The sequence below is a fragment of the Lysinibacillus sp. FW301-JW8 genome (assembly GCF_058788755.1).
On sequence record NZ_JBYTBB010000001.1, the window covers coordinates 210,232 to 223,258 of the forward strand.

Annotated in this window: 11 protein-coding genes; all 11 read right to left on the reverse strand. The window is 34.2% G+C overall.

All coding sequences use genetic code 11. The features are described from left to right. Positions 1-7: 7 nt before the first annotated feature. Entirely contained in the window at positions 8-1,708 is a 1,701-nt protein-coding gene (locus tag AC3WOM_RS00925) for a phospho-sugar mutase (RefSeq protein WP_492444404.1), read from the reverse strand. Next, positions 1,705-2,997 carry a glucose-6-phosphate isomerase gene (locus AC3WOM_RS00930; RefSeq protein WP_492444405.1) on the reverse strand — a complete coding sequence of 431 codons (1,293 nt, stop codon included), beginning with the start codon at positions 2,995-2,997 and terminating at the stop codon, positions 1,705-1,707. Before AC3WOM_RS00930 ends, AC3WOM_RS00925 begins: the two co-directional genes overlap by 4 nt. A gap of 89 nt (positions 2,998-3,086) precedes the next feature. Then, positions 3,087-4,055: a UDP-glucose 4-epimerase GalE gene (galE, locus tag AC3WOM_RS00935; RefSeq protein ID WP_492444407.1), complete on the reverse strand. Its 969-nt coding sequence runs from the start codon at positions 4,053-4,055 to the stop codon at positions 3,087-3,089. Further along, positions 4,052-4,936, reverse strand: a complete 885-nt coding sequence (galU, locus tag AC3WOM_RS00940; protein WP_492444409.1) for a UTP--glucose-1-phosphate uridylyltransferase GalU — start codon at positions 4,934-4,936, stop codon at positions 4,052-4,054. The genes galE and galU overlap by 4 nt, the downstream gene beginning before the upstream one ends. A gap of 136 nt (positions 4,937-5,072) precedes the next feature. Continuing rightward, positions 5,073-6,464, reverse strand: a complete 1,392-nt coding sequence (locus AC3WOM_RS00945; RefSeq protein ID WP_492444411.1) for an undecaprenyl-phosphate glucose phosphotransferase — start codon at positions 6,462-6,464, stop codon at positions 5,073-5,075. A 26-nt stretch (positions 6,465-6,490) separates the two neighbouring features. Beyond that, a complete protein-coding gene (locus AC3WOM_RS00950) occupies positions 6,491-7,357 on the reverse strand; it encodes a glycosyltransferase family 2 protein (protein ID WP_492444432.1) in 867 nt (288 codons plus the stop codon). Between the two features lie 8 nt (positions 7,358-7,365). Continuing rightward, on the reverse strand, positions 7,366-8,325 hold the full coding sequence (locus AC3WOM_RS00955; protein WP_492444413.1) for a glycosyltransferase family 2 protein: 960 nt from the start codon (positions 8,323-8,325) through the stop codon (positions 7,366-7,368). Positions 8,326-8,433: 108 nt separating this feature from the next. After that, positions 8,434-9,189 (reverse strand): glycosyltransferase family 2 protein, encoded by a 756-nt coding sequence (locus tag AC3WOM_RS00960; RefSeq protein ID WP_492444416.1) that lies wholly within the window; start codon positions 9,187-9,189, stop codon positions 8,434-8,436. A gap of 20 nt (positions 9,190-9,209) precedes the next feature. Beyond that, on the reverse strand, positions 9,210-9,935 hold the full coding sequence (locus AC3WOM_RS00965; RefSeq protein ID WP_492444417.1) for a GNAT family N-acetyltransferase: 726 nt from the start codon (positions 9,933-9,935) through the stop codon (positions 9,210-9,212). Next, a complete protein-coding gene (gene rffA, locus AC3WOM_RS00970) occupies positions 9,895-11,082 on the reverse strand; it encodes a dTDP-4-amino-4,6-dideoxygalactose transaminase (RefSeq protein WP_492444418.1) in 1,188 nt (395 codons plus the stop codon). Before rffA ends, AC3WOM_RS00965 begins: the two co-directional genes overlap by 41 nt. A gap of 22 nt (positions 11,083-11,104) precedes the next feature. Next, the gene (locus tag AC3WOM_RS00975; RefSeq protein WP_492444420.1) at positions 11,105-12,778 is read right to left on the reverse strand and encodes a hypothetical protein; all 1,674 of its coding nucleotides are present in this window, start codon (positions 12,776-12,778) and stop codon (positions 11,105-11,107) included. Positions 12,779-13,027 lie beyond the last annotated feature (249 nt).

A 13,027-nucleotide genomic window follows, 5' to 3' on the forward strand; every position in this document is an offset into this window, starting at 1 on the left:
GATTTATTTAAACCTCAAATGTAGCCTGAAGTCGCTTTAATTTATCTTTTGCCTCTTCTGCTGTTTGTCCAACAACACCAAAATAAAATTTACATTTTGGTTCTGTGCCTGATGGACGAATAGCCACCCAAGAGGTATCCTCTAAAACATACTTCAACACATTTTCTTTAGGTAATGTAATGTTCTCAGTAGTGCCATCTGCTAAAGTCGAAATACCTGTTAAATAATCCTCAAAACGTTTAACCGCTATCCCACCAATGGATGTAGGTGCATTTTGGCGAAGGTTATTTAAGATAGCCTTCATCTCTTCCTGACCATTTTTACCTTCAAATACTTGAGAAACTAGTGCCTCTTGATAGGTACCAAATTGATCGTATAGGCTTTGCAGACCATCTAATAAAGTTTGCCCTTTCTTGGCATAAAAAGCAGCCATTTCCGCAACCTTTAATGCTACCTGTACAGCATCCTTATCACGCACAAAAGTTTCTATTAAATAACCATAGCTTTCTTCATAGCCAAATACATACGAATAGTCACCTGATTGCTCATATTCTGCAATCTTCTCAGCAATATATTTAAAGCCCGTTAATGTGTTTACTGTCGTTACGCCAAATTTTTCAGAAATATGAGTACCTAATTCAGATGTAACAATTGTTTTCAGCATAACCCCATTGCTAGGCAGTGTTCCACATTGTTGCTTTGTAGACAATAAATAATGGAGCAATAATGCACCAAGTTGATTGCCTGTTAACAGCTCATAACTATCTCCACTTTTAACGGCCACACCTAAACGGTCCGCATCTGGATCAGTTGCTAACAATAGATCCGCTCCAACCTGTGCACCAAGATTCATAGCTAACTCAAAAGCTTTCGATTCCTCTGGGTTAGGATATGAAACTGTAGGAAAATCACCATCCTGCACAGCTTGCTGCTCCACAATATGTACCTGTTGAAAACCAAATGCCCGCAACCCTTCACTAACGGGCACCAAGCCAGCACCGTGCAATGGTGTATAAACGAGTTTCATATCCAACGCAATATCTTGATTTTCTTTTAAGGTTAAAAGACTCGATAAATATGCATCATCCAAATCACCTGCAAGCCAAGTAACAAGCCCTTGCTGCTCTAATGTCGCGAGTTCCTTCACTTGAATAGCAAAAATATCCTCAATTTCGTTCATATAGTCAATAATTGCTTCAGCAAATTGTGGCGTTAACTGCGCACCATCTTCACCATATACTTTAAACCCATTATATTGCTTCGGATTATGGCTGGCTGTAATGACCACACCTGTATAGGCATTTAATTTCCGAACCGTAAATGATAGCTGTGGTGTTGGTCTTGCTTCCTTATAAACATATGAACGAATACCATGTGCTCCTAGTACACTCGCTGTCTCACAGGCAAATTCATACGAAAAATGACGTGTATCAAAGGCAATAACAACACCACGCTTTTTAGCAGCCTCGCCATTGATCTCAATATAACGAGCAAGCCCTTCAGCAACACGACGAATCGTATAGATATTTATACGATTCGTTCCAGCACCTAAAACACCACGCATCCCCCCTGTACCAAAGGACACATATTGATAAAAGCGATCTTCTACTGCTTGTTCATCACTTGCAGTAGAGGAAAGCTCCTCAGCTAAATAGATAGGAAGAGACTGCTCCAACCAGCAATTATATAATTCATGGACATTCTTCATTTATTTATCACCTTCTCTTCTTTCAGCAACTCTAGCATTTTACGTTTATAGGCCTCCACACCAGGCTGATCAAATGGATTAACCTCTAATAAGCAAGCACTCATTGCGCAGGCCTTCATAAAGAAGTAAATCAAATACCCAAGATGATAAGCATCAAGCTTAGGCAATTCTAATTGAATAACAGGCACTTGACCTTCTGCATGTGCAAGGGCCGTTCCTTGCTTAGAGATTGCATTAATCTCATTAAAAGTACGTGTCGACAGATAATTCAAGCCGTCCTCATTGCGAGCATCAAATGGTACAGCTAAATCTCCCTCTATTTCATGGAAATGTAGCAATGTCTCAAACATAACACGACTCCCCTCCTGAATAAACTGCCCAATCGCATGTAAATCAGTGGAGAAATTAACAGTAGAAGGATATAGCCCCTTATGCTCTTTCCCTTCACTTTCACCAAAAAGCTGTTTCCACCATTCATGGAATTTATTGAGTCCAGGCTCAAAGGAAGCAAGCAATTCAATGGTATAGCCCTGCTCATAAAGCATATGTCTCATCACCGCATATTTATAGGCATCATTATGTGCCAAATCCTCTTCTGCTAACTCTGTTGCTGCATGATGTGCACCACCCATTAAAGCACGAATATCTACACCTGCTACTGCCACAGGTAATAAACCTACAGGCGTTAAAACAGAATAACGCCCACCCACATCAGCAGGAATGACAAATTGACGATATCCAGCCTTATCAGCAATCCCTTTTAAGATGCCTTTATCCGCATCTGTCGTAACAATAATACGCTCCGTTACCTTCTCGCCATAACGCTCCTCCATATATAAACGCATTACACGAAAGGCCAACGCTGGCTCCATAGTTCCACCTGACTTGGAAATCACATTGACATATACTTGTTTCGTATCTAAATAAGTGAGAAGCTCCTTAATATATGCACCACTCATATTCAAGCCAACATAGACAACCTCAATGCCGCCCTTAGCCAGCCCAAAATAAGGCATTAGTGCCTCCTGGATTGCACGGGCACCTAAGAAAGAGCCACCAACGCCTACAACAACCAGAACATCCGCACAAGCTCTTATTTCACTTGCCACACGTTCAATAGAGGTAAGCAATCCCTCATGATTTTGTAAGGGTGACTCAATCCAGCCTGTTAATGGATAATGTGGTAATGCATTATGGATTTCTTTTACACGATCTTTATATTGTACGAGATCATTATCATCTAGCGAACAATTTAGCAATGTTGTTTTTACAATTTCTGCAAACACCATAGAGTCCTCACTTCTTAAGGTAAATTTTGATATGTATATTATGACATATAAAAAAAAGAAAACCAACTCGAACCATGTCGAGTTGGAAATTAGAATTGCTTTTTATGCCAAGTCCATGCACTTTTAATGATATCTTGGATATCCAATTGGGCCTTCCATCCTAATTCTGCATAAATTTTATCCGCATTAGCAACTAACTTAGCAGGATCACCAGCACGTCGTTCAGCATATCGTACATTGGCTTTTTTTCCTGTTACAAGCTCACAAGTTTCAATGATTTGCTTTACTGAATAACCATTGCCATTACCTAAATTATATGTCGCGGTTTCAATAGTATTGCTTAATAGTGCCTCTAACGCTAATAAATGTGCTTTTGCCAAATCAGTGACATGAATATAATCTCGGATACAGGTGCCATCAGGTGTATCATAGTCAGTACCAAACACTGAAATGGAGTCTCGTTGTCCTCCTAAATGCTGAAGAATAAAGGGGATTAAATGCGTTTCTGGATTATGACTTTCACCAATTTCAGCTGTCTCATGTGCTCCAGCAGCATTAAAATAACGCAATACAACATATTTTATCTGGTAGCCTTGCGCAAAATCCGCCAGCATTTGCTCAACCATTAACTTTGACTGACCATACGGATTGATAGGATTAGTAGGGGTTTTTTCATCAATGAAATCAACAGTCGGCATACCATACGTAGCAGCGGTAGAAGAGAAAATAAATTTATTAATTTCATTACGCTTCATAGCTTTTAACAAATTCAATGTGGCTGCTACATTATTCTCATAGTATTTCATAGGATCAATCACAGATTCACCTACTAAGCTAAAGGCTGCAAAATGTATAACCGTGTCAATTTTATATGTATCAAATATTCGTTGAACAATTGTTGAATCTCCTAAATCACCTTGTATAAAAATAGCCTTTGCATCAACTGCCCAACGATGACCCGTACTTAAATTATCAAGTACAACTACATCATAGTCCTTTACTAATTCCTTTACAAAATGACTACCAATATATCCGGCACCGCCAACAACTAAAATCATAAAGTTTCACCACTTAACTGTTTCGCTTTTTTTAAAATAATTTCTTTTACACCCTCACTTAAATCCTCACGTTCTAATGCAAAATCAATCGTCGTTTCAATAAATCCTAATTGCTCACCAACATCATAACGACGCCCCTCAAACGCATAGGCAAACACTCGTTGAAGGCCATTTAATGATTCAATGGCATCGGTTAATTGAATCTCGCCACCCTTTCCCTTCCTCTTCTCATCTAAAAAGCGGAATATTTCAGGTGTCAGTACATAGCGCCCAATTATCGCAAAATTGGATGGTGCATCCTTTAATGCAGGTTTTTCTACAAATTGCGTCACTTGCATTAATCGATTATCAGTGTTAACCGGATCAATCACACCGTAACGATGGACATCCTCATCTGGTACCTCTTGTACACCAATAACACTAGATAAGGTGTTTTCATATTGATTCATTAATTGTTTTAAACAAGGCTCTTCACTTTTCACAACATCATCACCTAGCAGGACAGCAAATGGTTCATCACCAATAAATTTACGAGCACACCAAATCGCATGTCCTAATCCAAGAGGCTCTTTTTGACGAATGTAGTGAATTTCGACATTCGCAGATTCTTGTACTTTTTCAAGCATATCAAGTTTCCCTTTTTCAATTAGGTTTGTTTCAAGCTCTAGAGCATTATCGAAATGATCCTCAATTGCTCGTTTACCCTTACCTGTTACAATAATAATATCCTCAATCCCAGAGGCAATAGCTTCTTCCACAATATATTGAATCGTTGGTTTGTCAACAATTGGCAACATCTCTTTTGGCATGGCTTTAGTAACTGGCAAGAAGCGTGTTCCGAGTCCAGCAGCTGGGATGATGGCTTTGCGGATTTTTTTCATATAATGTCACTTCCTTAAAAAACTAAATATCATGAACACTTGAGTATTATTGATTTTTTTGACTTACCTTTTCTAAAAAGTGATTATCCCGATTCACCAGCAAGCTTCAATCAGTATAAATCATTTATACTCAATACTAGTATGCATTTTTATTTACAAAGCCATTAATGATTGTCTTCATAATAATTTTAATATCAAATAATAATGTCCAATTTTCAATATATTGAATATCATGCTCAATTCTGTCTTCAATTGAAGTATCTCCTCGTAGCCCACAGACCTGAGCCCAACCAGTAATTCCCGGTCTCACATGATGTTTTATCATATATTTCGGGATTTCTTCTTTAAATTGATCCACAAAATAAGGTCGTTCAGGTCTAGGTCCTACTATACTCATATCGCCTTTCAGTACATTAAAAAATTGAGGAAATTCATCAAGACTTGTTTTTCGCAAGAAAGTACCAAATTTAGTTCTTCTTGGGTCATTTTCGACAGTCCATTGTGTATTAGAGGCTTCAACAGACATATGCTTCATAGATCTAAATTTATACATAGAAAACGTTCTTCTATTTAGCCCCACACGCTCCTGCTTAAATAAAATAGGACCTGGAGATGTTAATTTCACGCCAATTGCGATTAACAATAACAAAGGAGATGTAACAAGTATCGCACAAAGTGCAAAAACAATATCAAATAAACGCTTCAACAATCTATTCACATATTCATCTAAAGGTATGTCTCTGACATTAATGACTGGTAAATCTCCAAAACTTTCAAAATGCGGAGTTGCAGGTAGTATATCGTAAAAGTCTGGAACAATAGATACACGAACTCCCGCTTTCTCACACATTTCAATAATTTGATGATATTTAGAAAACGCTGTTAAGGGTAAAGCAATTACGACTTCGTCAATAATGGTATTTTCTAGTGTTGTAGATAAATCCTCTATTTTGCCTAATATTTTCTGTTCTCTATTAATTTGTTTAAAATCATCTAAAAAACCAATTGCTCTAAGTCCATACTCAGGATGATTATCCAAATTCTCGATATATCTTTTTCCGATGGAACCCGCTCCTAAAATTAAAACAAACTGTTGATTAAAGCCTTTTTTTCTCATCGCTCTTAAAAATTGCTTAACAAAAAAACGATACGTGACGATAATCAAAAATCCAACTAGTAAATATATAGCCAAGAACATCCTAGATATATCTATCGTCTTAACAATAAATAAGGCACTTAATAAAACAAACATACTATAAATTTGCACTTGAACTATTCTAGAAACTTCTTTTGCAAACTTCATTTTCCTTTTCGGAACATATAAGCCAATCAAAAAACCAATAGCCAAAAATGCAGCAGAGTAAACAATGTTCCAAATGAAATAATCTGTTAATGGCAAATATGATCCATGTTGCTCTTTATTAATCACAAAACGAAAATACCATGCAACAGCAAATGCTAATTGAATAAAGATGAAATCTGTTGTCATATATAGTTGTGTAATAAAGCGCTCTTTTCCTCTTATCACTTTTATCACCTATTTAACTTTATAATTTAATGTACTTTTTTCAAAAGGTTACTAATAGTAGCGAAGGTTAGCTTTAATGTAATTCCTGTATAAACTACACTATTAATTAAAAAATTATATTTTTTTGCATAATGCTTTTTATGGAATAAATACATGGCCCTATGAAACTCATAAACTATTTTATATGGTTTTTTTCGACTACTTGCCCCTTTGTAATGAACAATTGAAACAGTAGGATTATAAACAATTCGCCAGCCAGCCTCTTTTATTCTAAAACACCAGTCTATATCTTCCCCATACATAAAAAATTCTTCATCTAATAAACCTACTTGCTCAAATGCTTCCCTTCTAACCATCATGAAAGCCCCAACTAAGCAATCGATGTCATGTACCTCATGCATATTCATATAACTTTTATGATAGCTATTATATTTAGGGCTAGTAGGATATTTTTGGGCTAAACCTATCATATAATAGAAGGATGCTTCCGGAGTCGGAAAGCCCCTATGGCAAGCCTTATCTAAGGTACCATCAGGTAAATTTACTTCGCAGCCAACAGCGCCAATATCCTTCTCCTCATCCATAAAGAGAATCATCTTATCTAATGTACACTCATTTACTATAGTATCAGAATTTAACAATAATACATATCGGCCGCTACATACTTTTATCGCTTGATTATTTGCCTTGGAAAATCCGACGTTTTCCTTATTAGATATAACCTTTACATGGGGGAATAGACTTTTGATTTGTACTACAGAGCTATCTGAAGAAGCATTATCTACTACAAAAATCTCATATTGAAAATTCAATCTTGAGTTTAAAACTGATTGAATACAATCAATTGTTAGCTTTTTTGTATTATAATTTACGATTACTATACTTAAATCCATTTTAATTTTTACCATATTCCTTTAAAATATTGATAAATCTTTTTTGAAGGAGCTGTTCTACATGATTGTATAAATTTTTTCTTAATTTTTAAAGCTTTATACTCTTTAAAAAGAAGTTTATAGGCACTTAAAAGCTTGGGTTCTTTGAAGAGAATATAAACTAAACAAGTTACTTCGTATATAAAAATAAAAGGAAAATGCAATAAAAAGTAAAATAAATTATCGTTCTTGATTACATAAAAATGTCTATTGATATAGGAATGCTTTCTTGTTTTAAGAGAAATATTTTTCCTCGATTTATTATCCTTCCAGCCTCTTTCATGTTTTGCTATTGATTGAGGGATGAAACTTATTTCCCAACCTGCTAATCTAGCTCTCCAACTAACATCAACATCTTCTTTATAAGCAAAAAAACTTTCATCAAAAAATTGTCCATCTTCTGAAATCATATCAATCATTTCTCTTTTATAAACAGCCGCAGCCCCAGAAACTCCAAAAACCCTTCTCTCATCATCATATTGTCCTTGGTCCACTTCGCCACTTCCTCGATCAATTGCACGGCGATTTTTCTTGATATTAATCCCTGTACTATCAATAATACGTGATTCAAAATCTCTATATAATTTCCCTGTAGTTGCACCTACTCGATTATCTTGAATCATATAGTCTAAAATATACTGAATATAAACCTTATTTAATATGACATCTGGATTTAATACAAGAACGTAGTCTGTATTTGTGTAATTTAATGCTTGATTATGCCCACCCACAAAACCACGATTCACATCATTTTGAACAAAATGGACATCTGGATATTGAAGCATCAGCTTTGAAATATCATCCTTTGAATTATTATCCACTACAACCACTTTTTCTATTGGATGCGATTGTAAAAATACAGAGTCTAAACAAGACTTAATATAATCAGCACTGTTATATGTAACAATTTGAACAGCTATACTAACCAAATTACCCCTCAATTCTATATTATAGTACTCTTTTCCCTATATCCTTTTATTTATTCTAAACTAATTGAAATTAAATATAAAAGGCTTTAATTCCTATATTATGAAGAATCAAAGCCTGATTAAATAATTTATTAAAAAAATAATACCTACACCTACTATAAGCATCAATAGAAAAAGTATGTATTTCACATACGAAGGCAAATATCGTATAGTAGTTAACCAAAATTTAAATAATTTTACTAGATTATAATTGGATTTCCTACTACCTCCCTCGTGGTGCTCTGTTAATACATTTGCAATATTAGCTTTACTTTTTAATATTAGACCTTGAATAACTGGCTTAGAAGATTGATCCATAGTAATTTTTATAACCATAGATCTTTTCATAATCAGAAAATTACTAAATGAAATTTTTTGCTTCATACTTAGGGACATAATTAATTGATTTAATTTAGATACAAACTTCCTAAACCAAGTTTGATTATAAGTAATTCTTTGCCCAATGACAACATCATACCCCTTCCCCTCATTAATTTTACCAATAAGCTTTATGACCTCAGAAGGCGGATTTTGCATATCATCGTCCATTAAAACAACAAGATCTCCTTGACATTGTCTAAGTCCTGTCATCAATGCCTGCTGTTGACCACTGTTTTTCTCTTGATGAATTACAATAACATTAGTATATTGATTACTTAATTCTTCGCATCTTTCAAGACTCTTATCCTTACTACCATCATTGACAAGGATGATCTCTAATAAAAATATTTCATTATATAGATGAATTAGAGAATGTACCACAGTTCCAATCGTATCTTGAGAATTATAAACAGGTATTACTACTGATAGTTCAATCTGTCTCACATTAAGTTCCTTTTCATATATTATCTTGTTATTTTTCTTAAAATATAGTAAATCTCCTTAATTTCAAAGCCAACAGATAAATATGCTCTTAGTGATTCGAGATTGTTAGATGAAACTCTTGTATTTACTTTTCTATATCCTGCCTCAACCATCCAATAGCAAATCTCCTCCAAAAAACTTAAACCTATCCCTCTTCTTCTAAAGTTTTTGTACACACTAGCTAATACAGCCTGTACAATTTTATCATTTTTTTTAGTCAAATAAAAAAAGCCTATCTTATCTGTCTTTTTTACCACTTCAATGATTAAAGTATCCTCACTATGGAAACCCGTTCTAATCCAATTACTATAACGTTTATGTGCAAAATCAATACCTAGTAGTGGGTCAAGTGAAATTCTATCAGTTACAAAAAGAGTTTTATCAATTTGTGACAATAGCTCTTCTAATTGTTCAATTGATTCTACAGCTTGAAATTGAAGTTTACTAGAATAAGTTGATGGTTTTACAAACTTTTTTAAGTTCAAAGTCATTTCTATTTGTGTTTCCATAAATTTAAAACCCGATTCCTCAAGCTTATGTACAAAGCCCATTTTAAGTTTAGGTACTTTAGCCACAATGTATTCATAGTTTAAATAATCATCTTCAAGGATATCAAAACAACTGATTGAGTCCCCCCCATCAAATTCAATTTCTAAAACCTTTTTATTAAGATTCTGTTGCTCCCAGTAGGCGTCTATCTTTTTCATCAGCATTCTTCCCGTCATCATCATTTAAGTATTGTGCTATTAATGTCACTGTATAATAAATATCTTCCTGTTTTAAGTCGTAGTACATAGGAAGTCTTAATAGTTTTTCGCTTTCATTCGTCGTATAAATATCCTCACCATTAAAAAATCCATGTATTGCCCCCATCTTAGTGCTATGTAAGGGAACATAATGAAACGCAGTAGACACTCCATTCTTTTGTAAAAAAGTCATTAAGCCATTTCTGACGTTTTGGTTTCTGACTTTAATAAAAAATAAGTGAGCATTTTGTTTAGTTTTTTTAGGAATAAACGGGAGAGTGAGTTTATCTCCAAGTTTTAATTCATTAAAAGCATTATAGTAGGTTTCCCAGCTTTTTAATCTATTATTATTAATCTTTTCTGCTAACAATAACTGAGGATACAAAAAAGCGGCATTTAACTCGCTCATTAAATATGAAGAACCTATATCAACCCAAGTATACTTAGCTATCTTTCCTTGAAAGTACTTTTTTCGGTTTGTTCCTTTATCCCTTATTATTTCTGCCCTTTCAATAAACCTTTCGTCATTTATTATTAATGCGCCTCCTTCCCCACAATGATAATTTTTTGATTCATGAAAACTGAAGCATCCTAAATGACCAATTGTCCCTAAATATTCATTATGATAACCACTCATTAAAGCATGAGCTGCATCTTCAATAACAATAAGATTGTATCTATTTGCAAGCTCCATGATTATAGCCATTTCACAAGAAACTCCGGCGTAGTGAACAAGGACAATCGCTTTAGTTTTTTTTGTAATGGCTTTCTCAATTAACATCTCATTTATATTCATTGTATCGGGTCTAATATCTACAAATACCAATTTAGCGCCACGCAGTACAAAAGCATTTACTGTAGAGACAAATGTAAAGGAGGGCACAATAATTTCATCACCTTCAGAAATATCCAACAAAATGGCAGCCATTTCAAGTGCATGGGTACACGATGTAGTTAGAAGAGCTTTTCTACACTTTAATGTATCTTCAAGCCAACTACTGCATTGTTGAGTGAATAAACCGTCTCCTGAGAGTCTCCCTATTCCCATAGCTTTTTCAATATATAAATTTTCTTCTCCTGTAACTAAGGGCTTATATAATGGGATCATTTCATAATTTCTCCTCTTCAAATTACCTTACTTTTGTATCCAAATACCGCATCACTACATAGTTCGAAGGAAGACTGTCCACAGGGATTTCATGAAAATGCTGATTTAAATACTCCCATAGAAAGGGATGAGTATTTTGGAAGCGTAATTCTTCCCTCCCATCCAATGCAATATCTCCAATAATAACTAATTTAACATTTTTATCCTCTAACTCTTTAATTTGTTCTCGTTGTCTATCCTCAGTTGCAGGGAACAATAAATAAATATCCCATAATGGAGACTTAATATCCAATATCGGATATAAAGTAGGGGAATGAGGAGCAATAAAGAGAGTTTCCCCTTTTTTAAGATATTGTTTTTTGACATCTTCTACTGTTTGAATAAAATTAGCACTAGATACATCTAACCATAAATTATTGTTTGTAATTGTATAATTCACAAACGTATCTGGAGGTGCTGTTAATTTTTGATACAATGGTTGTACTTTAACAATGGACAACCATGAAATACTCAATATAAAGGTGGTAAAAATAACAAAATTCCTCCTGTTTTTTTTAGAAAACTCTAAAACAAAAAAACAAATTCCTAACAGTAATGGAGAAATAGCTTGAGCTAAATGTCCTAAATCTGCCCGTGAAAAAGCAACATGTGCATAAGGGAGACCAACAAATACAGAAGCTGCAAGATATAAGTTTACTTTTTTTGAGGCAAACGCATAAATAATCCATAATATCGGAAAAAGTAAGATCAGGATAAATAGACAACCTATAATAAACTCACGAACAATATCTGTAGTATACAAATGTTTAAAATCCACTCTCCACGGCCATGGAATAGGTAGTGGGAGATTAGTGCTCCCTAGTCGAAATAGCCAAATAATTGTATTAATGTAATTTGTAAATGTCTCAGGAATAAATATAAACATTAGAAGTCTTGGAGAATAGCCTATTAGAATCCCTAATCCCATAATTCCTGCTTTTTTCAAAAAAGCTGTTCTACCTATCTTAAAAAAAATATATAAAAATGCAATAGTAAAAGCAATAAGTAAATACAAGCCATGATTACTACCAAAAACTGCAGCAAGTCCTATAGTCATCCCACTAAATAGATAGCGTATCTTCTTAGGCTTTTCTAGCAACAAAATAACCATATACACTGCAATCATACAAATGCTAATATCAAATATTTTGTGTCTAGGGTATACCCATACCATCAATAAAATGCCTACTAATAATAAATATCCCCATGATTTCGTTACACGTCTAACAGCAAGCAACGCACATGTTAAGCCAATTAATAAAAATAACATTACCGCAATTCTAAGTGTGAGTATATGAGTATTACCAAATATTTTGAACCAAAAAGCCGACCAGTAGTATCTTCCTGGATCATAAGACTGAAAATCTAATAAGGGCACTTCTCCCAAGTATGTATGAATTGCACCGTACCAAAGATAGCCTTCATCTGCTAAATCTATACCTATATTTCCTTGTATCATAAAAGTGATTCCTATTAGTATTGATGCTAAACCTGTAATACAAACCCAATCAGGGATTTTTTCCATAAATTCACATCCATTATATAAAATCGAAAATAAAAAACTTCTTAAAATCTTATTTATTATTACAAATATAGAGCATACCTTTGAAATTTTGACTTGTTTGTTGTTTTTTTGTAATAAACCATAGCGTTTCATATTTTAACACGCTAAGGTTAAATATAGGTTAAAAAATTTTATTATTTTTCATACAAAATACTACAATTAATTGCTTCTCGGCGTAATTGATCTAGTTTTTGAGCTTGTTTGAAAAGCTTCCAAAAAAACTCGTATTACGCATTCCTAATAGTAAAGAAATATCAAAAAAATCGTAAGCCCGAAATACAAAAATAAGCGCACCTTATCGGTACGCATGACGAATGGCCAGCTATCTGAGTTTTTTTCAGA